Source organism: Nostoc sp. DedQUE04, assembly GCF_034530995.1.
In the GTDB taxonomy this organism is placed as follows: Bacteria; Cyanobacteriota; Cyanobacteriia; order Cyanobacteriales; family Nostocaceae; genus Nostoc.
In genome coordinates this window covers 63,617-83,731 of record NZ_JAVRCA010000023.1, presented here as the reverse complement: position 1 = coordinate 83,731, position 20,115 = coordinate 63,617, and the positions used below count along the sequence as shown (strand labels likewise).

The following is a 20,115-nucleotide window of genomic DNA, read 5'->3' as shown; positions in this document are numbered from 1 at the left end:
GTTGGGGACTAAATCTCCAACTGAAACAAAAATCACGTATATATTTACCCCTATTTTTCAACAAGCTAAGGGCAGCGTTCTACAAAAAGGTGGATTTAGACGCAAAAAATACGAACTATAAATTAGTAATTATGTTAAATGCACCCATCTAAAAATGATCAATAGAAAAGTTGCATTGTGGTTACTATGGCTTGGATTTATCGCCTATATCTTACTGTTAGCACCGCCCTTGCATTTACAGGAAACCCTAATTCTGCTGAAAAATATATTTACTCTTCAGTGGCTTGACATAAATCCAATTATCCTTTCCTTGTTTTCTTTAGTCGGGATCTGGTTACTAATTTACAGTGGTTTGTTGTTCATTGATGGCAGAATGCAACGAATTCCTTTTTGGCCTTTTGCCTTGGCATCAGTCGGATCGGGAGTGCTTGGTTTATTACCATATTTGGCTTTTCGCGAACAAAATCAAGAATTTTCTGGACAAAAGGATACTTTTTTACGACTGCTAGATTCTCGTTTTTTTGGGATTGTTTTGAGTTTAAGTACTGTTGGCTTGCTCACCTATGGGTTTGTCTTAGGTGACTGGGGAGATTTTGTGCAGCAGTTTCAAGGCGATCGCTTTATTAATGGCATGAGCTTGGCATTTTGCCTTTTTTGTCTTTTATTCCCCACAATCCTTGGCGATGATATGGCTCGTCATCACTGGAATAATCCCCAGGTGTTTTGGGCAATAGCGTTTGTCCCGCTACTCGGCCCACTTGTTTATCTTTGCTTGCGCCCGCCCTTACCATCAACTATTCGTGAAGAATCGTTGATAGCTAATCGGTAGTAAATTTCTTCTATTGATCGCCAAGGTTCACTGCCAGAAAGAAGTGTGGGAGTTTTGGGGGCAATGCACCTAGATGATAAAAGTGTAGAGCCTCCCTTTTTTCAGTGAATTGGGGACTTTCTGTTGTGGGTGCGTAAATCCCAAGAGAAAATTTTTTCTGAAAGTACTTTACAAAACGCAATAAATTCTTTAAGATGTGTAACAGGTAGTCAAACCTACCTAAATTCATCTGCAAATAATCGCATTTATAAAACAATGACAACAACCATCCAACAGCGCCAAAGCGCCAATGTATGGGATCGATTCTGCGAATGGATCACCAGCACCAATAACCGGATCTACATCGGTTGGTTCGGCGTAGTCATGATCCCCACCTTGCTAGCCGCCACCGCTTGCTTCGTAATCGCCTTCATCGCTGCTCCTCCAGTAGACATCGATGGTATCCGCGAACCAGTAGCAGGTTCTTTGATCTACGGAAACAACATCATCTCCGGTGCAGTAGTACCTTCCTCCAACGCCATCGGTTTGCACTTCTACCCAATTTGGGAAGCAGCATCTCTTGACGAGTGGTTGTACAACGGCGGTCCTTACCAGTTGGTAATTTTCCACTTCCTGATTGGCGTATTCTGCTACATGGGTCGTGAATGGGAATTATCCTACCGTTTAGGAATGCGTCCTTGGATTGCAATTGCCTATTCAGCACCAGTAGCAGCAGCAAGCGCAGTATTCTTGGTATACCCCATCGGACAAGGTTCATTCTCTGACGGTATGCCCTTGGGAATAAGTGGAACCTTCAACTTCATGATCGTGTTCCAAGCAGAACACAACATCTTGATGCACCCCTTCCACCAATTAGGTGTAGCTGGTGTATTCGGCGGAAGTTTGTTCTCTGCAATGCACGGATCTTTGGTAACTTCCTCCTTGGTTCGTGAAACCACCGAAACCGAATCTCAAAACTACGGTTACAAGTTCGGTCAAGAAGAAGAAACCTACAACATCGTTGCGGCTCACGGCTACTTCGGTCGGTTAATCTTCCAATACGCTTCCTTCAACAACAGCCGTTCGCTGCACTTCTTCCTCGCAGCATGGCCTGTAATCGGAATCTGGTTCACCGCCTTGGGTGTAAGCACAATGGCGTTCAACTTGAACGGTTTCAACTTCAACCAGTCAATCATTGACTCTGAAGGTCGTGTGATTTCAACTTGGGCGGATGTAATCAACCGCGCTAACCTGGGTATGGAAGTTATGCACGAGCGTAATGCTCACAACTTCCCTCTGGATTTGGCTGCTGGCGATTCTGCTCCTGTAGCAATAAGCGCTCCTGCTATCAACGGTTAATTCTGAAGTTTAGCTAAATAAGAAAGCGCCCTCCGTTACCAGAGGGCGCTTTCTTATTTGTATAGGTAAAGGCTATACGTCAAACATTCCAAGTGCCAAAGCATAAAAATTAACTTTTGCACAAACTCTAGGTAAAATACATAAGCCTCATCCTTTTTCTTTAAGATCATGGGCAACACTTTTGGTCATCTATTTCGTATAACTACTTTTGGTGAATCTCACGGTGGCGGTGTGGGGGTTGTGATTGATGGTTGTCCTCCACAACTAGAAATTTCGGCAGAAGAAATCCAAGTAGAATTAGATAGAAGGCGTCCAGGACAAAGTAAAATTACGACACCTCGCAAAGAAGCCGATACCTGCGAGATTTTATCGGGTGTATTTGAAGGCAAAACACTAGGAACGCCTATAGGGATTTTGGTACGGAACAAGGACACTCGATCGCAAGACTACGACGAAATGGCCGAGAAGTATCGCCCTTCTCATGCGGATGCAACTTATGATGCAAAATATGGCATTCGCAATTGGCAAGGCGGGGGTAGGTCGTCAGCGCGTGAGACAATTGGCAGAGTAGCAGCAGGTGCGATCGCTAAAAAAATTCTCCGTCAAGTTGCCAATGTTGAAGTTATCGGTTATGTGAAGCGGATCAAGGATCTAGAAGGTGTAGTCGATCCAAATACCGTTACCTTAGAACAAGTGGAAAGCAACATCGTGCGCTGTCCCGATGCTGAATGTAGCGATCGCATGATTGAATTAATTGAGCAAGTTGGGAGGCAAGGTGATTCTATCGGCGGTGTTGTAGAATGTGTAGCGCGTAACGTGCCGAAAGGTTTGGGCGAACCAGTATTTGATAAATTGGAAGCTGATATCGCTAAAGGTGTGATGTCTCTCCCGGCTAGCAAAGGCTTTGAAATTGGTTCCGGTTTTGGCGGAACGCTGTTAACCGGAATTGAGCATAACGACGAATATTATATTGATGAAAATGGTGAAATTCGCACTGTAACTAACCGTTCTGGTGGTATTCAGGGGGGAATTTCCAATGGAGAAAATATCATTTTACGAGTTGCATTTAAGCCGACGGCGACAATTAGAAAAGAGCAAAAAACAGTAACTCGTGAAGGTGAAGAAACCCTATTAGCGGCAAAAGGACGACACGATCCTTGTGTGTTACCGCGTGCAGTTCCAATGGTGGAGGCAATGGTGGCGCTGGTGTTGTGTGACCATTTGTTACGGCATCATGGACAGTGTAAGGTGTTGTAGGGATTATACTTGGACTTTCATAAAATATTTATGCTTCGAGGGTGGGTGTCTGACTCGCCCTTTTTTATCTGTATTGCTATAGTAGCAGATAACACATTTAACTACGTGCGATCGCATCTACTATCAATATGGATAAAGAGTCTCAAAATTGCTTAGAACACTTTGCTGCTTTAAAGTTTAAATACCAAGCGACTCAATATGAAGATTCATTACCTGCTAGTTTGCTGTATCTCATACTACGAAAACTTGACTTAGGAATTGAACTCCTTGACTTAGAATCTACTTGGTTGGGAGAGTCTCAGCTTGAGGAGACTTTAGAAGCTATCAAGCAAGAGCAGAAACATAAAGTACAAGAATTCAGAAATCTAGAATTTGAATTCTCTAAATTAAAGTCTAAGTACAAAGCCACAAATTATAACGTTTCTTGGCAATCTACTCGTCTGTATTTTATACTTTTGAAACTTGAATCAGGAACTTTACTCACTGATTTAGAAGTTCAATGGCTGAGAAGAACTGGTTTATATGAAACAAATCAAATTGCTCAAGAAGTAAAGCGATTTACTCAACTTAAATCTCAATACAAAGCTAGTCAATATCAAGACTCATATCCTGATAGTTTTCTGTATCAAATACTAAAAAAGTTAGAGGTTACAGAACGTTTAAGTGATTCTGAATATAATTGGCTGCTCAATAATCAACTCTTGGAAACAGCAGAAGTTTTTCAGCAACAGGAATCAGAAAAAGAAGCTCAATTTGCTAAGTTAAAAGATAAATATCAAGCGAATCTACACTCTGATTTATTATTATCAAGTCCATTATATCCAATACTACAAAATATTGATGCCAAAAATGATTTGAGTGATTCCGAGATTAACTGGTTGGAACAGGAAAAACTTAGCGAAACAATTGCCATTGCTCAAGAGTTGGAACAAACACGAGAATTTGCCGCCTTGAAACTGAAGTATAAAGCAACTGAGTATCAGGATTCATCGCCCAAGAGCCACCTGTATAAAATTCTTAAAAGACTTGAGTTGTCGAATCAGTTAGGTGAACAGGATATTAACTTTCTCAAAAAACGCAAGCTGACTGAGATTATAGAAATTGCAAATGAAAAATATGTCTCCATCCTAAAATCTAAAATAGATTCAGAAGAACTACTTAATGAATCAGAAATTGAGTGGTTGAAAAATAATAGACATGAAGATATCATTATCTTTGCCAAACAAAAGCACTTCGCAGCTTTGAAATCAAAATATGATGTTTTACGCTATCAAGATAAATCACACACCAGTCTTTTATACACAATTTTGCAAAAGCTGGAGTTAAAAGAGCGACTTGAAGCAACAGATGTTGCTTGGCTTCAAGAGACTAAAGTTGAAGTGCCTCTAGCAACATATAGTTATGATAGGTGGCAACAAGAACCTCAGCATCAAGGGACTAAATTATTCTCTGGTAAGATTTGGATTGCTTACCACACAATTGAAGCAAATTTTTATGAACAGGAGTTTCAGCGCACTGATAACAAATGGAACTTAGCAAATGCCAGCAGTCATTGGCGCAAAGCAGATGAACCAGAACAGGCATTGCAACTGACGAATAATTTACAACTCGACAAAATTAAAGAAAATAAACTCAAATCAGCTTTGCTAACTACCAGAGGTGGAGCTTTTCGAGATTTTGGAAAATTAGATGAAGCAGAAAATTGCGCCCGTCAAGCTATTAAGCATCTACAAAAAAGCCATCACCCTTATACTTTGATGGGAGCCATTTGTTTTGAACGACATCAATATTCAGATGGTGAATATTGGTTTCAAGAAGCAATCAAACGTGGTGCTAATCCTAGAGATATGGATTCTGAAATCAAGCGAGTAGTGAAAAATGCTAATGATGAAAATAAGCGTCAGCAAGTGATAAACTACCTACTAAACAAAGATTCACAACGGTATGCTTGGGCGAAGTCTTATATCAAAAAACCAAAGAATAAAATCTGAATGAAAAAATAAAATCACATCAGAAAACTAAAAGAGAAACTAGGTAAAATTTAATGTAATGCAAGTGTTTCTCTAGCGTTACACTAAAAATGAATTGCTCTGGTTGCATCGCATGGATTTTATAACAATTTTAGGATTAGCTGCCGCCACAATAACCACAATCTCTTTTTTGCCACAAATGTTTAAAACTTGGCAAACAAAATCAGCAAAAGATGTTTCTTTAGTTACCCTGATTACATTCATAAGTGGTGTTTTTTTGTGGCTAATCTATGGAATTTATTTACAATCCTTGCCAATTATTCTTGCTAACGCTATAACATTGGTTTTTAACTTAATTATTCTATGGCTTAAAATTAAATATAGATAAACTTGCCTCTAACAAACACCTGTGACATCATCTGTATTTGACTCTGAACGCCTTCTATTTACACCTACTACCCCAGACACCAACGCTATCCCCATAATCTTTGCCTTTCCCAACGAGTACAGCGTAGGTATCACTAGCCTTGGCTATCAGGTAGTTTGGGCAACCTTGGCAATGCGTGATGATGTGCAGGTGAGTCGCCTGTTTACCGATACTCACGAACAACTCCCCAGAATGCCGGAAATTGTGGGATTTTCTATTTCGTGGGAACTGGATTATGTGAATATTCTAAATTTGCTGGAATCTTTAGAAATTCCTATTCGGGCAACCTCTCGTGATGATTCTCATCCGATAATTTTTGGTGGTGGCCCCGTTCTCACTGCTAACCCCGAACCTTTTGCAGATTTTTTTGATGTAATTTTGCTGGGGGATGGCGAAACTCTGTTAGGAAATTTTATTGAGGCTTACAAAGAAGTCAGAAATGCCTCCAGACAAACTCAACTAAAAAGACTTGCACAAATACCAGGAATTTATGTACCCAGTTTGTATGAGGTGGAATATCACACAAGAGATGGTGAAGTAAAGTCTATTAAACCAATTTCTCCTGAAATTCCCGCAGTGGTGCAAAAGCAAACTTACCGAGGAAATACTCTATCGGCTTCTACTGTAGTCACCGAAAAAGCGGCATGGGAAAATATTTATATGGTGGAAGTGGTGAGAAGCTGTCCAGAAATGTGCCGCTTTTGTTTGGCGAGTTATCTCACACTGCCTTTTAGAACAGCCAGTCTGGAAGATTCATTAATTCCAGCGATCGCCAAAGGTTTAGAAGTCACAAATCGGCTAGGATTATTAGGGGCTTCAGTAACTCAACATCCAGAATTTGAGGCGTTGCTAGATTATATCAGTCAGCCAAAGTACGATGATGTCCGTCTCAGTATTGCCTCAGTGCGAACCAATACTGTAACAGTCCAGTTAGCAGAAACTTTGACTAAACGAGACACGCGATCGCTTACCATTGCAGTAGAAAGTGGTTCCGAAAAAATTCGGCAAATCGTCAACAAAAAGCTGCATAACGATGAAATTATCCAAGCGGCGATAAATGCCAAAGCTGGCGGATTAAAAAGCTTGAAACTCTACGGAATGGCAGGAATTCCTGGTGAAGAAGCAGAAGATTTAGAGCAAACCGTGGCGATGATGCGTAATATCAAAAAAGCTGCGCCAGGATTGCGGTTAACATACGGATGCAGCACCTTTGTACCCAAAGCACATACGCCATTTCAATGGTTTGGAGTGAATCGTCAAGCCGAAAAGCGGTTGCAATTTTTACAAAAACAGCTAAAACCGCAGGGAATAGAATTTCGCCCAGAAAGCTATAATTGGTCGATTATACAGGCTTTATTGTCGAGAGGCGATCGCAGACTCTCCCAACTCCTAGAACTTACTCGTGACTTTGGCGATTCCTTGGGTAGTTACAAACGTGCTTTCAAGCAACTCAAAGGACAAATCCCCGACTTAGATTTCTACGTCCATACCGAGTGGTCAACAGAACAAGTATTACCCTGGAGCCACTTGCAAGGGCCTCTGCCACAGTCTACACTACTAAAGCATTTGGCTGATGCTAAAAGTTATATCAATCCATCTCCAAAAGAATTACAGCCATTGAATTCATAGCTGAAAACTTGATGCAAAACACAGCTGAGTATTACTGCGCTTATTGCGGCGAACCAAACTTAACTTTTATTGATTTGAGTGCTGGAGGACAACAATCTTACGTTGAAGATTGTCAAGTTTGTTGTAACCCAAATATTTTGTATGTGCGGGTTGATGAAGATACCCTAGATATCGAAATTGATACTGAATCTGAAAGCTGAATTTTAGGTTTTTCTTTCCATGCTGCACTTTAAACATTCTTCAATCATTAATGCCTCACCAGAAGTAGTTTGGAAATTTCACGAAAGGCCAGATATTTTGCAACTCTTGAATCCACCTTGGCAGCCGGTTCAAGTGGTTCGTCGTGAAGGAGGGCTGAACGTGGGTGCTATCACTGAATTTCGCTTATTTCTCGGCCCATTACCCTTAACTTGGTTAGCACGTCATACTGAATGTGAAAAATATCGTCTGTTTGCCGACGAACAGATATCTGGGCCTTTTGAATCTTGGATACATCGACATGAATTTGAACTGGAAAATGGTAAAACTAGGCTGACTGATGCTATTTCTTTTTCTATGCCTGGTGGAGGAACAGTTGAATTTGTCAGTGGTTGGTTAGTGCAAGTGCAACTAGAAGCTATGTTTCGCTATCGCCACTATGTAACAAAACGAGAATGCGAGTAACAATAGCAGAATGTGCTAGCAGCAAAAATTAATTATCCTGATTTTTCAACCCTTGCCGCGAAACCCACTTTATCAAACCAGGAAACAAGCGATACAAAGCTTGCGAGAAATTCGCCGAACCAACCATCACTTCCGATTTCTTATTCTTGACTGCATCCCAGATAGCATTTGCCACATCTTCAGGCTTCTCCACTACCGGATTTTTCAGCACAACCTCAAGCTGTCCACGACGAGTTTGAGCATCTTGCTTATCCTTGCCCCGAAAAACTGCCCGTTCCATTAAAGTACTCTTAATCAAATTCGGATAAATCCCACAAACATGAATCCCCTTTGGCTGTAGTTCTGCTTGTAACGCTTCCGTCAACCCTGTCACCCCAAACTTACTAGTGCAGTAGGGCACTAAGTAAGCAGTTGGTACCTTACCGCCAATGGAACTTAAATTAACTATAGTTCCACTACCCCGCTGGAGGAAATGAGGTAGAAGGGCATTAATTGTGTGGATATATCCCCATAAATTAGTGTCTATAATTTGATGCCAATCACTGAGAGAAAACTGCTCTACTGGGCCTGATGCGAAGATGCCTGCATTGTTTATCAACACATCGATATAACCATAATGCTCCAATGCCTTTTGTACCAAGGTGTGTACTTGAGATGCGTCAGTGACATCACAAGTAACAGTCAATGGTGCTGCACGACCAAGGCTTTGTAACTCCTGCGCTACAGCTTCCAAACGGTCAGCATGACGAGCTGTAATTACAAGGTCATATCCTTGCTGAGAAAATAAAAGAGCTGTTGCTTTACCAATACCTTCAGAAGCACCTGTAATCAATACCGTAGGAGCCATACTATTATATATAAGTAGTAAATTTAAAAATATTATTTGCTCTTTCTTTATTATTATTTTGAGCAATAACATTCCAGAAACCTTCTAACTTTCGTTAGATTTTTTATGATATCCAAAATAGTTATTTAGCGAGATTATAAGTTTTCATTCGCAGTTGTTTGGTAAAAATACCTCTACTCTAAAGGGTAATAAAAACTATTATTGAACTTTTGCTAGATAAGTATTTCCTAAACATCTTCAAAATCTCATTCTTTAGAGTTGTTTCTACTTTAGGACTAGAGACAGATAGCTTCACATGGGTAATTTAAGTAATATGAACAATGTAATTAGCTTCTTAAGGAAACTTCACAATGGCAAATTATCCTAGCGATCAAACTGAAACTGCATACAATGGCAAAGACCGCAATGCTGGTGAACTTGGGCTAACTCCTCAGTCTGAACTTTGGAACGGTCGCTTGGCTATGATCGGTTTTCTAGCTTACCTACTTTGGGATCTAAATGGTTATAGCGTCGTGCGGGACGTACTTCACCTGATTTCTTAAACTCCCCGTTAATTATTGAGCGTCTTTGTTGCAGGCTTAGATTCTATCCGAAAGTATCAAATACAAGGCACTGGTTATAAGAAATACTAATCTTACCAGTGTCTTTATCCATATCACCCAACCTTTTAACTGAAAACGGTTTTTAGAATAGTATCGGCTTGTGTAATAATAGTTAAAGTATCTCAATATTTATACATATTTTTGTTTGTTGGCATTGTCCAGTGTAAAACATTTACCACTAATACAGTTTTCCGGCTAGTAGTTAGTAGTTTATGTAATTACTATATTTTCTTTTTGGAATTTTCATCTGAATGTTAGGCGGAGTAAAAGTGTGATCGAGTTAGAACAACCACCCAGTCATCAAACAAAATTAACTTTAGTAGTGAAAAGTAAATCTCACTTTAAAGGACTTTTGATTGCTATTGTCATTGTTAGCGCATGGATCATTAGCCTGAGTTTATTGCTTTCCCTTGATATCTCCAAGTTAAAATTTTGGATGCTATTGCCCGTTATACTATGGCAAACATTTTTATATACGGGATTATTTATTACATCTCATGATGCCATGCATGGGGTAGTGTTTTCCCAAAACAATAAGATTAATCATTTTATTGGGACATTAACTCTATCTCTTTATGGTCTTTTACCATATAAAAAATTATTAAAAAAGCATTGGTTACACCACCAAAATCCAGCAACTCAAATCGACCCAGATTTTCATAATGGTATACACAAAAACTTCTTTGCTTGGTATTTCCATTTTATGAAAGGTTACTGGAGTTGGGGACAAGTTATTGCTTTAACTCTTATATATCAGTTTGCTAATCGCATCCTTCATATACCCCATGCTAATCTAATAACTTTTTGGGTACTTCCTTCGCTTTTAAGTTCATTCCAATTATTTTATTTTGGTACTTTCCTTCCACATAGCGAACCAATCGTAGGGTATATTCAGCCTCATTGTGCCCAAACGATTAGCCGTCCAATTTGGTGGTCATTTCTCACATGCTATCATTTCGGCTATCACGAAGAACATCACGAGTATCCTCATGTTTCTTGGTGGCAGTTACCAGAAATTTACAAAGCAAAATAGTTCTTATTCATCTAGTAAATAAGTGGACGTGAATAACTAAAGGTTTGTAGTCAGTGTCTCCAGCTATTAAAATAAGTCTGGGGCTGCCTACTAAGAGCAAATTTGTTCTGCTTATGCCAATTAATAATTCTCGTCTTGTCACTTATAGCCCTGCTTATACAATCGTTCCCACTTACGAGTGCTTTAATCGCTGTAGTTACTGCAACTTTCGCAGCGAACCGGGTAAAAGCCCGTGGATGAGTATTTCAGATGCAGACAGTATTTTAAAACCACTTCAAAACGAAAAAGTCTGTGAAATTCTTATACTCAGTGGTGAAGTGCATCCCCATTCGCCAAAGCGTCAGGCGTGGTTTGAGCGGATTTATGATTTGTGTGAATTAGCGCTTTCAATGGGGTTTTTACCTCATACAAACGCGGGGCCACTGAGTTTTGAAGAAATGCAAAAGCTCAAGCGTGTAAATGTTTCGATGGGGCTGATGTTGGAACAGTTAACGCCAACATTGTTAAATAGTGTACATCGGCACGCACCGAGTAAATTACCAGAAGTCCGTTTACAGCAATTGCAATGGGCGGGAGAGTTGCAGATCCCTTTTACAACTGGGTTACTGTTAGGAATTGGGGAAACAGTTGATGATTGGTGGGAAACATTAACAGCTATATCTGAACTGCATCAACGTTATCACCACATTCAAGAAGTTATTTTACAACCTCATAGTCCAGGACATCAGCAAACCTTTGATGCACCACCTTTTGACCCTCATCAGTTACCAGAAGTAATTGCTAAAGCACGTCAGATTTTACCGCCAGATATTACTATTCAAATTCCGCCGAATTTAGTTAAAGATGACCGATGGTTACTCGCTTGTATCGAAGCTGGTGCGCGAGATTTGGGCGGAATCGGGCCAAAAGATGAGGTGAATCCCGATTATCCTCATGTTCAGGAGCAAACATTGAGAGAAATTTTACAGCCTGCGGGGTGGGAGTTGATGGCGCGTTTACCAGTATATCCCCAGTTTGATGGCTGGTTGTCGGGGGAGTTGCAAAAATTGGTGAATCGGTGGCGAAAAACTTTAACTCCGGCTTTTCTTGTGTAATGACAAAGAAGTAAAGATTTTTTTCTTCCCTGTTAAGCTGCTCCACATTTAAATTGCATATACTGGGCGGGCAAGATGCCCACCCCACAAGAGTTATACTTAACTCGATTATAGAAGTTAGATGTTTTTTAGCTTAGTGTTTTTGTTAATGAGTCTTTGATACTCGCCGACGAGTCTTTTTTACCCGTGAATGAGTCTTTGATACTCGCCGACGAGTCTTTTTTACTCGTGAATGAGTCTTTGATACTCGCCGACGAGTCTTTGAGCTTCATTAATGAATTTTAGGGCTGCTGATTACCCAATCCCTATGTAAACTTGCGTTATTATCGCACTAATCTAGTAAATTCTACCTATGGCTCAGGATTTCGCAACTTTAAAAAAGATATACAACGCTTTTGACCCATTTCGACCCTTGCCCGCAGGAGATCCGGTTTATGTCGATTGTCAGGAAGTGCGAGGAGATGGCGACATTTTGGTAGAGGTGGGTAGAGAGATTTTGTACTCAGACAGAAAGACTTGTCAACTTTATGCCGGTCATCGTGGTGCAGGTAAATCAACAGAATTGCTGCGTCTTCAGAAATATTTAAATGAACAAGGTTGTTTTGTTGTCTATTTTGCGGCTGATGAACAAGATATCGAGCCAGAAGATGCCCAATATACAGATATTCTCCTTGCTTGTACACGACGTTTATTAGAAGCATTAAAAGATAACGCTAATCCTGAACCTTTGGTGTCATGGTTGAAAAGCCGCTGGCATGATTTAAAAGATTTGCTACCTGACGTATCTTTAGAAGGTCTGGAGGTAGAGAAGGAAATTCCTCTTTTTGCCAAAATCACAGCCAAATTGAGAACCGAACCTAGTCTCCGCCACAAAATCCGCGAAAGAGTTAACCCGCACACCACAACTTTGATTTTGGCTTTGAATCAATTTGTTGAAGATGCAAAAAAACGCTTACCTTCCGAATATTCTCAACTAGTAGTCATCGCTGATAATCTAGATCGGATTGTACCCATACCCCAAGAAGATGGACGCAGCAATCACGAACATATTTTTTTAGATCGTAGCGAACAACTCAAAGCTTTAAATTGCCATCTAATTTATACAGTACCGATTTCATTGGTGTTCTCTAACCGCGCTACAGATTTACGAGATATCTATGGTAGTGATGCTCAAGTTTTACCAATGATTATGGTGCAAACTCCTGAAAATAAAAGTTATCAACGAGGAATTAATAAAGTCCAGGAATTGTTGCAAAAGCGGGTGAGTCAGATTGACCCTAACCTTTCTATCTCAAATATGTTTGAGCAGCCGGAAGCTTTACAGCAACTATGCTTAATGAGTGGAGGTCATGTACGCAATTTGCTATTATTAATGAAGGAAGCAATTAAATATACTAATAATCTACCCATTACGAATAGAGCTTTACAACGGTCAATTAGCGAAACTAGAATTACCTACCGCAATACAGTTTATGCAGATGAATGGCAAGCACTAGCCAAAGTTTATCATTCTAAACGAATAGTAAATGATGAACAACACCGTAACTTATTATTCAATCGCTGTATTTTGGAATATCGCCACCGTGATAAAGAAGAACAAATTCAATGTTGGTATGATATTCATCCTTTAATTAAAGGAATTAAAGAATTTCAGGATGCTTTTGATAATTTGAACCTTAGTGAGACACAGCTTGATGAAACTGGAACTGACTGATTGGGATAAAGATTTACCACTGGAACCAGATGAAGAATATCAAGCCTTAGTCCGTACTCTTAACTTTACAGAAGGCTTTGGCTTGTTATTTGCTCGTTGTTCTCCGGCTGAGGGTGAGCAGTTAATTGGCAAAGTTAAAGAAGAAATTAATAATAAAAATATTGAGGTTTTGCAATTAAAGCAAGCTGTTAATAATTTATATGAAATTATAGATAAATTAGATAATAAAGAGCAGATAGATATTTTATTTATTACAGGTTTAGAGCATTCATTTTATGAATATGAAGAGTCTAAAAGATTGACAGGCTGGAATACTAGAGATATTTACTCATATAGTTGGAAGAGTGTACCGCCTGTTTTAATTAACCTGAATCAACAGCGAGAACGTTTTAGAGATAGCTTTAATATTTGTTTTGTTTTCTTTCTACCTCTATTTGCTATTAAATATTTTATTCAACGCGCCCCAGACTTCTTTGACTGGCGTTCGGGGTTATTTGACTTTCCTATAGATGCAGAAACTCTCAAGCAGGAATCATCACGTATACTCCAGGATGGAGACTATGAAAAATATCTCACGCTAACACCAAAAGAAAGAACTCAAAAAATACTAAAAATTCAGGAATTGCTTGCAGAAAATCATCAAGTAATTAGTAGCCAAGCAGAATTACTGTTTGAACTGGGAAATTTGCATTCTAGTGAACAAGATTATACAAAAGCGATCGCATCCTACGACCAAGCACTGAAATTGAAACCAGATTTACACCAAGCTTGGGATAGGCGAGGTGTTGGGCTGGGCAGTTTAGAACGCTACGAGGAAGAAATAGCATCCTACGACAAAGCGATAGAAATTAAACCAGATTATCACTTAGCTTGGTATCACCGAGGTATCGCGCTCAAGGACTTAGGTAAATGGAAGGAAGCTCTCGCTAGCTGGAAAAAAGCGATAGAAATAAAACCAAATGACAACTCAACTTTAAACTGGCTAGGAAATGCTTTAGATAAACTAGGCCAATCAGAAGAAGCAATAATTTGTTATGACCAAGCCATTGCCCTTAATCCCAACCATCCTCATGCTTGGTATAACCGGGCTATTGCGCTACGCAATTTAGGACGCAATGAAGAAGCGATCGCATCTTATGACCATGCACTGAAAATTAAATCTGATGACTACGAAGCTTGGAACGGTAAAGGTAATGCCCTATTTGCTTTAGGACGCAATGAAGAAGCGATCGCATCCTACGAGCAAGCACTGAAGTTTTTACCTGATTATCATCAGGTGTGGCATAATCATGGCAATTTATTGTACAGTCAAGGACGTTGTGAGGAGGCGTTAGCTAGCTACAACAAAGCTCAAAAAATTGACTCAAGCTGTCAAAGCGGATGGAATGAAATGGGTAATCTACTATTAAATTTACAACGTTATGAAGAAGCGATCGCATCTTACGACCAAGCACTAAAGATTAAACCAGATGACTACAAAGCTTTGTATTATAAGGGGGTTGCATTAATTAAATTAAGTCGCTGGAGAGAAGGAAATAATAGTATTAGCAAGGCTATTGAAATTAATCCAGATTTTATGAACGCTCTGTTTGATATACAGAAGAAACACATTATCAATTGGTTTCAGCAAAAATTGGGATTACAAAAGGTAGTTCGGATTTGGATAAGTTTTTTGAGGCTAATTGGATTTAGACGTTGATTGAGCGACCTTGCTATTAAAGTTTACATTCATGAAGCAGCTGGTAGACGAGTTGCCAGGTTAAGCGGTCTTTCTGTTACGGGTACTATCGGTATTTTATTGTGTGGACAGACACCGAGAAGGATATCCTATTAATATTAAACAAGCAATTGGTAGAATGATTGCTCGTGGAATTAGGCTAAGTGAAACTATTATCAATTTTGCACTTCAACAAACTGGTGAAATAGATTCTTAAGTTTTGTTCTGAGGCGGCACGTGTTGTTACCATTGCTCGATTTGTGAGTTACTATCGCCAAAATAGCTTCAAATAAATACCCACCGTGAACTAATTCCTAACGCATCCCTCAAAGGAGAGAGATAGGAGCCTAAACCCTGTTGTAAAATAGACATATAAGGATTCGGGGGGCCATCTAACTGGTCATAAACGCCTATAGAAACTATTTTTGGAAATCTCCAAGGTCTGAAGTCCAGCCAGCTGAAGCAACTACAGCGGCTGTATCACCAGCGCATACCAGGCGATCGCATCACCACGCCTGAGTTTTCCCAGCGTCTGGCAGCAATTAGCACAGAAGTCAATCAGCCTGTGTGCGCCTACATCAACCGTCGCGGACAAGTGATTCGCGTCGGGGTAGGCACACCACGCCAAACGCAAATACCACCGATGGAATTGCCCCGTTACGGTGCAGAACGACTCAGTGGTATTCGTTGTATTGCCACCCATCTAAAGCCAGAACCGCCCAACGAAGCGGCACTCACGGCTATGGCACTGCAACGCTTAGATGCCCTAGTTGTCCTAAATATTACCGGAACCGGCTTTACACGGCGGGGAGGCGGTTCGACTGGATATGTCAAAGAAGCTTATCTAGCTCATCTGACACCCCAAGAGTCTCGCACCCTGATTACTAGTCCTGCGGCTCCCAAGATAGGCGAAAGCCAAATCCAATCCCCAAGTTGGAATATATCGCCACCTTTGGACTTGGACGATCTGGCAGACCAGGATTTAGTAGACTTGGTAGAAAATCTGGAAGCGGAATTCCAGCGTGAATTTATCGCCCAGGAAGTAGATGCTGACCACGATCGCGTGCTGATTGTGGGGCTGATGACTAGTGAAATGACTCCCCTACAATTCCAAGACACCCTATTAGAATTGGCACGTTTAGTTGATACTGCTGGGGGAGATGTATTACAAACAATACAACAAAAGCGATCGCGCGTTCATCCCCAAACCGTAGTTGGCGAAGGTAAGGTGCAAGAAATTGCCCTAACCGCCCAAACACTAGGAGTCAACCTTGTTGTCTTTGACCGCGACCTCTCACCCTCCCAAGTCCGCAACTTAGAAATGCAAATTGGTATCCGGGTGGTTGACCGCACCGAAGTAATTTTGGATATTTTTGCCCAACGCGCTCAGTCCCGTGCCGGTAAGTTGCAAGTAGAACTAGCACAGTTAGAATACATGCAACCGCGACTAGCTGGTAGAGGTCGCACCATGTCCCGATTGGGTGGTGGTATTGGGACTCGTGGCCCTGGTGAAACCAAACTGGAAACTGAGCGCCGTGCAATTGGGCAGCGCATTTCTCGACTGCAAAAAGAAGTAACTCAGTTGCAAGCTCATCGTTCGCGGTTACGGCAACGAAGACAGCATCGAGAAGTTCCTTCAGTTGCTTTAGTTGGATATACCAACGCTGGTAAGTCCACTTTGCTGAATGCTCTCACTAATGCAGAAGTTTATACAGCCGACCAGTTATTTGCCACTCTCGATCCGACTACCCGCCGTTTGGCGATTCCTTATGGCGAAACTAATGAACATCAGGAAATTCTGATTACAGATACAGTAGGGTTTATACACGAACTGCCTGCATCGTTAATGGATGCCTTCCGTGCCACTTTAGAGGAAGTCACAGAAGCCGATGCCCTACTACATTTGGTGGACTTATCTCACCCTGCTTGGTTGCGTCATATTCGCTCAGTCAGGGAAATTTTGGCACAAATGCCAATAACTCCTGGTCCGGCGCTAGTGATTTTTAATAAGATCGATCAAGCCAATAGTGAGACACTAGCCCTAGCTAGAGAAGAATTCCCTCTCGCGGTATTTATTTCTGCGAGTCAGCGTTTGGGATTAGAAACCCTACGTCAACGCCTTGCCAAGCTCATTGAATACGCCGTTGATTCCCAGTAAATACTGAAATAAATTTTTAATTTCTAATTGAAAATGCCGTAGTTAATAGTAACTATGGCATTTTTTATTGAAATAATAGATATTTATACTTTACTAAAGCTTTATCGGTTTATGTGGAATTTGCTGAATGACAATATTATAAAAGACGTGCTAGAACAATTGATTAATGGTATTTTTCTGTTTCGTAGCTGATACAGTAATTGAATTTATCACTAAATAAACTCAATTACATATAAAGATTTAAGCATTGAACTTGTTCTTACTTAATTTTATACAGCAGAATTTAGAATTTAGGAGTAAAACATGCTTTATATCTGGGTAACAGATTTAGCTTGTCTATCTCACAACTTTAAATCTGCTATAAGTACTCTATTAACCTTTCAGTATGACTTTTAGAGTTATCTCATTTATCAACATTATAGAAAGAGAGGTATATGCAATTAGCTTCACAGCAATTTGAGTCAAAAGATGTCAAAGTACAGGTTCTTTTAACTGGAGGACATCAATACACCGTTTATTTAAAATCAGATGCACCTATACTGCATAGCCTTTTAACAACAGTTGTGGCTCGTGCTTACAAACAAGAATCTGAGTTACAGAATTTATTCCAAATTCCCATCAATGAAGGTCGCTCGGTTTTGTGTTTTCCTAGCGAACATCTTATAGGCGTAGTTACAGAACCCCCAATTTTTGTACAGCAATCAGATAAAATACAACTGCAAAATGATTATATTTTGGCTTCTGATTATATACAAATAGATAATTTTCTTAAACCAGAAGAACACAAGAATTTAGTTGAATACATCCTTAAAAAAGAGTCGGATTTTTTGCCAAGCAATACTTCTACCAACGACATTAATTATCGCCAATCAATGGTTATCTACTCATTCCCTGAATTTTCAGAACTGATATTAAAGAGAATTCAAGCAATGATTCCTGATATCTTGAGCAAATTAAACTTACCATCATTTTCTGTATCACAAATTGAAAGTCAACTCACTGCACATAATGATGGTAACTATTACAAACTTCATAATGATAATGGCAGTTCAGATACTGCTACTAGAGAGCTAACATACGTTTATTACTTTTATCAAGAACCAAAATCATTTTCTGGTGGAGAGTTGCTGATCTACGACAGCAAAATTGAAAATAACGTATATGTAAATGCTGAGACGTTCAAAACAGTTGAACCTCGCAACAACAGCATTGTATTCTTTCTCAGCCGTTATATGCACGAAGTACTGCCTGTGAATTGTCCCTCTCAAGCTTTTGGAGATAGTCGATTTACTATCAATGGCTGGGTGCGTCGATAAGCGAATTCAGTATAATCACTATACACTACCACAATGAATATTTAACTTTAGGGAAGGCGATCGCCTTCCCTAATTTCTTACAAACTCATAGCTAATCGATTTTCTAAGTAATATCTTTCATTGACTTATAAATAGTTTATCAATATTGATTAAGTAATTTATTTATTATTTTTAAATAAAGATTTAATTCTCTAATTAAAACTAGAATTATTACGTAATTATAATAAAACTTTTCTCACAGTATAAATACTTAATAAGTATAATTAGTTAAAAACAAGTCATTTTTTGATCGTGTATTAAATTTTTGATAAAGCTTAAAAAAAGCAGTACTAAATCTTTTTTTTTATGTCAATTTAGATAAGAAAATGATGTCCATGATGCTCGTATAAACATCATTATTAGGAAGCTTTTTCATATCTTGTTTAAGACAAAGAGGTTTAATTTACATGTCTCAAGCTTATTCAAAAAAAGTAATTGGTTATATAAGTTGTGGTCTATTATCATTCACCTTAGCTTTAGGGTCACAACTACCCCAAGCACAGGCTGGCAACGGTAACGGTAATGGTAACGGCAACGGCAACAAAAATACACCAGCACCTGCTCCAGCACCAGCACCTGCGCCAGCGCCAGCACCTGCTCCTGCGCCAGCACCAGCGCCAGCACCAGCGCCAGCGCCAGCGCCAGCACCTGCTCCAGCACCTGCTCCAGCACCTGCTCCAGCACCTGCTCCAGCACCTGCACCCAAGAGTTTGGGTTCTATAAGTTTTTCAGCTACAGGAACCAATACCTACGACAAATCTAACGATCCTCTGGCAGCGTCGGTTCTTTTTAATTACCTAGACAATGGTTTATTGTCACTGACCCTGACTAACAAATCTTCTGTAGGAATCTCAAATCCTTCTGATGTTCTGACCTCAGTTTTCTGGGACTATGCTGGTTCTCCCCTAAACAACTTATCGCTGGTTTCGGCTCTAGCTCCGACAGTAACCTCAAGCGCAGGCTCTACCACTACAAAGAATGTTGATCTTCTAGCTCTAAAGGAATGGAAATTGCCAAACACGAGTAATACTGGAGGACTTCCTGGCATTGACCAACACTACGGTCTGGGTACAGCTGGCTTAGGCATTTTCCAAGGTGGCGGTGGACAGCAATTCAATTACGGCATCATCAGTGGTTACGCTAATGATGCAAATCCAGCCGTGAGTTCGGGGACTTTTGTTCAAAGTTCAGCTACTTTCCTGCTATCAGGGCTAGCCTCCGACTTTGACATCACTAAGATTGGCAACATCCGTTTTCAGTACGGTACATCACTAAGCGAAACTAGTATAAAACCTGCCACAGCACCAGCACCTGCACCCGCGCCTGCGCCAGCACCTGCGCCAGCACCCGCGCCTGCTCCAGCACCAGCACCTGCACCCGCGCCTGCGCCAGCACCTGCTCCAGCACCCGCACCTGCTCCAGCACCTGCACCTGCTCCAGCACCTGCGCCAGCACCTGCACCTGCTCCAGCACCTGCTCCAG

18 protein-coding genes and 1 pseudogene are annotated in these 20,115 nt (G+C 40.3%); 16 read left to right on the top strand and 3 right to left on the bottom strand.

Annotation, left to right across the window (positions count from 1 at the left end):
- Positions 1 to 157: 157 nt before the first annotated feature.
- From RM049_RS17665 to RM049_RS17630, 8 genes are all read left to right on the top strand, one after another.
- The gene (locus RM049_RS17665) at positions 158 to 829 is read left to right on the top strand and encodes a hypothetical protein (RefSeq protein ID WP_322705104.1); all 672 of its coding nucleotides are present in this window, start codon (positions 158 to 160) and stop codon (positions 827 to 829) included.
- 255 nt (positions 830 to 1,084) lie between these two features.
- On the top strand, positions 1,085 to 2,167 hold the full coding sequence (gene psbA, locus RM049_RS17660) for a photosystem II q(b) protein (protein WP_322689587.1): 1,083 nt from the start codon (positions 1,085 to 1,087) through the stop codon (positions 2,165 to 2,167).
- Positions 2,168 to 2,335: 168 nt separating this feature from the next.
- Positions 2,336 to 3,424 carry a chorismate synthase gene (gene aroC, locus RM049_RS17655; protein WP_322705086.1) on the top strand — a complete coding sequence of 363 codons (1,089 nt, stop codon included), beginning with the start codon at positions 2,336 to 2,338 and terminating at the stop codon, positions 3,422 to 3,424.
- 128 nt (positions 3,425 to 3,552) lie between these two features.
- Positions 3,553 to 5,415 (top strand): hypothetical protein, encoded by a 1,863-nt coding sequence (locus RM049_RS17650; protein ID WP_322705085.1) that lies wholly within the window; start codon positions 3,553 to 3,555, stop codon positions 5,413 to 5,415.
- 112 nt (positions 5,416 to 5,527) lie between these two features.
- Entirely contained in the window at positions 5,528 to 5,782 is a 255-nt protein-coding gene (locus RM049_RS17645) for a SemiSWEET transporter (RefSeq protein ID WP_322702654.1), read from the top strand.
- 21 nt (positions 5,783 to 5,803) lie between these two features.
- Positions 5,804 to 7,450 (top strand): radical SAM protein, encoded by a 1,647-nt coding sequence (locus RM049_RS17640; protein ID WP_322705084.1) that lies wholly within the window; start codon positions 5,804 to 5,806, stop codon positions 7,448 to 7,450.
- A gap of 11 nt (positions 7,451 to 7,461) precedes the next feature.
- A complete protein-coding gene (locus RM049_RS17635) occupies positions 7,462 to 7,650 on the top strand; it encodes a CPXCG motif-containing cysteine-rich protein (RefSeq protein ID WP_012411100.1) in 189 nt (62 codons plus the stop codon).
- A gap of 19 nt (positions 7,651 to 7,669) precedes the next feature.
- On the top strand, positions 7,670 to 8,113 hold the full coding sequence (locus tag RM049_RS17630) for an SRPBCC family protein (RefSeq protein WP_322675667.1): 444 nt from the start codon (positions 7,670 to 7,672) through the stop codon (positions 8,111 to 8,113).
- A 28-nt stretch (positions 8,114 to 8,141) separates the two neighbouring features.
- Here RM049_RS17630 and RM049_RS17625 read toward each other — a convergent pair whose 3' ends face one another.
- Positions 8,142 to 8,960: an SDR family oxidoreductase gene (locus RM049_RS17625; RefSeq protein WP_322705083.1), complete on the bottom strand. Its 819-nt coding sequence runs from the start codon at positions 8,958 to 8,960 to the stop codon at positions 8,142 to 8,144.
- A gap of 350 nt (positions 8,961 to 9,310) precedes the next feature.
- On the opposite strand from RM049_RS17625, the gene RM049_RS17620 reads away from it, so the two are divergent.
- From RM049_RS17620 to RM049_RS17590, 7 genes are all read left to right on the top strand, one after another.
- Positions 9,311 to 9,502, top strand: coding sequence for a chlorophyll a/b-binding protein (locus RM049_RS17620; RefSeq protein ID WP_322705082.1), 192 nt, complete (start codon positions 9,311 to 9,313; stop codon positions 9,500 to 9,502).
- Positions 9,503 to 9,833: 331 nt separating this feature from the next.
- Positions 9,834 to 10,595 carry a beta-carotene ketolase CrtW gene (gene crtW, locus RM049_RS17615; RefSeq protein ID WP_322705081.1) on the top strand — a complete coding sequence of 254 codons (762 nt, stop codon included), beginning with the start codon at positions 9,834 to 9,836 and terminating at the stop codon, positions 10,593 to 10,595.
- A 113-nt stretch (positions 10,596 to 10,708) separates the two neighbouring features.
- Positions 10,709 to 11,689, top strand: a complete 981-nt coding sequence (gene cofG, locus RM049_RS17610) for a 7,8-didemethyl-8-hydroxy-5-deazariboflavin synthase subunit CofG (protein WP_322705080.1) — start codon at positions 10,709 to 10,711, stop codon at positions 11,687 to 11,689.
- 352 nt (positions 11,690 to 12,041) lie between these two features.
- Positions 12,042 to 13,403 (top strand): ATP-binding protein, encoded by a 1,362-nt coding sequence (locus RM049_RS17605; RefSeq protein WP_322705079.1) that lies wholly within the window; start codon positions 12,042 to 12,044, stop codon positions 13,401 to 13,403.
- Positions 13,384 to 15,102, top strand: a complete 1,719-nt coding sequence (locus tag RM049_RS17600) for a tetratricopeptide repeat protein (protein ID WP_322705078.1) — start codon at positions 13,384 to 13,386, stop codon at positions 15,100 to 15,102. The genes RM049_RS17605 and RM049_RS17600 overlap by 20 nt, the downstream gene beginning before the upstream one ends.
- Before the next feature lie 430 nt (positions 15,103 to 15,532).
- The gene (gene hflX, locus RM049_RS17595) at positions 15,533 to 17,278 is read left to right on the top strand and encodes a GTPase HflX (RefSeq protein ID WP_322674430.1); all 1,746 of its coding nucleotides are present in this window, start codon (positions 15,533 to 15,535) and stop codon (positions 17,276 to 17,278) included.
- Positions 17,279 to 17,712: 434 nt separating this feature from the next.
- On the top strand, positions 17,713 to 18,594 hold the full coding sequence (locus RM049_RS17590; RefSeq protein ID WP_322674394.1) for a 2OG-Fe(II) oxygenase: 882 nt from the start codon (positions 17,713 to 17,715) through the stop codon (positions 18,592 to 18,594).
- Between the two features lie 478 nt (positions 18,595 to 19,072).
- Here RM049_RS17590 and RM049_RS17585 read toward each other — a convergent pair whose 3' ends face one another.
- Complete coding sequence (locus RM049_RS17585; protein WP_322705077.1) at positions 19,073 to 19,378, bottom strand: hypothetical protein; 306 nt, start codon at positions 19,376 to 19,378, stop codon at positions 19,073 to 19,075.
- Between RM049_RS17585 and RM049_RS17580 the strand changes: the two are divergent.
- Positions 19,344 to 19,853 (top strand): annotated as a pseudogene (locus RM049_RS17580) (XDD4 family exosortase-dependent surface protein); the annotation flags it as partial. The gene RM049_RS17585 and the pseudogene RM049_RS17580 overlap by 35 nt on opposite strands.
- Before the next feature lie 35 nt (positions 19,854 to 19,888).
- Here RM049_RS17580 and RM049_RS17575 read toward each other — a convergent pair.
- A partial coding sequence (locus RM049_RS17575) for a hypothetical protein (protein ID WP_322705076.1) occupies positions 19,889 to 20,115 on the bottom strand: 227 nt, incomplete at its 5' end.

Excerpts from the sequence above, each read along its gene's own strand:
- RM049_RS17620 (WP_322705082.1), top strand. The coding sequence starts at position 9,311 with ATGGCAAATTATCCTAGCGATCAAACTGAAACTGCATACAATGGCAAA.
- RM049_RS17635 (WP_012411100.1), top strand. The coding sequence starts at position 7,462 with ATGCAAAACACAGCTGAGTATTACTGCGCTTATTGCGGCGAACCAAAC.
- cofG (WP_322705080.1), top strand. The coding sequence starts at position 10,709 with ATGCCAATTAATAATTCTCGTCTTGTCACTTATAGCCCTGCTTATACA.
- RM049_RS17605 (WP_322705079.1), top strand. The coding sequence starts at position 12,042 with ATGGCTCAGGATTTCGCAACTTTAAAAAAGATATACAACGCTTTTGAC.
- RM049_RS17590 (WP_322674394.1), top strand. The coding sequence starts at position 17,713 with ATGCAATTAGCTTCACAGCAATTTGAGTCAAAAGATGTCAAAGTACAG.
- RM049_RS17630 (WP_322675667.1), top strand. The coding sequence starts at position 7,670 with ATGCTGCACTTTAAACATTCTTCAATCATTAATGCCTCACCAGAAGTA.
- psbA (WP_322689587.1), top strand. The coding sequence starts at position 1,085 with ATGACAACAACCATCCAACAGCGCCAAAGCGCCAATGTATGGGATCGA.
- RM049_RS17645 (WP_322702654.1), top strand. The coding sequence starts at position 5,528 with ATGGATTTTATAACAATTTTAGGATTAGCTGCCGCCACAATAACCACA.
- RM049_RS17650 (WP_322705085.1), top strand. The coding sequence starts at position 3,553 with ATGGATAAAGAGTCTCAAAATTGCTTAGAACACTTTGCTGCTTTAAAG.
- RM049_RS17600 (WP_322705078.1), top strand. The coding sequence starts at position 13,384 with ATGAAACTGGAACTGACTGATTGGGATAAAGATTTACCACTGGAACCA.
- aroC (WP_322705086.1), top strand. The coding sequence starts at position 2,336 with ATGGGCAACACTTTTGGTCATCTATTTCGTATAACTACTTTTGGTGAA.
- RM049_RS17625 (WP_322705083.1), bottom strand. The coding sequence starts at position 8,960 with ATGGCTCCTACGGTATTGATTACAGGTGCTTCTGAAGGTATTGGTAAA.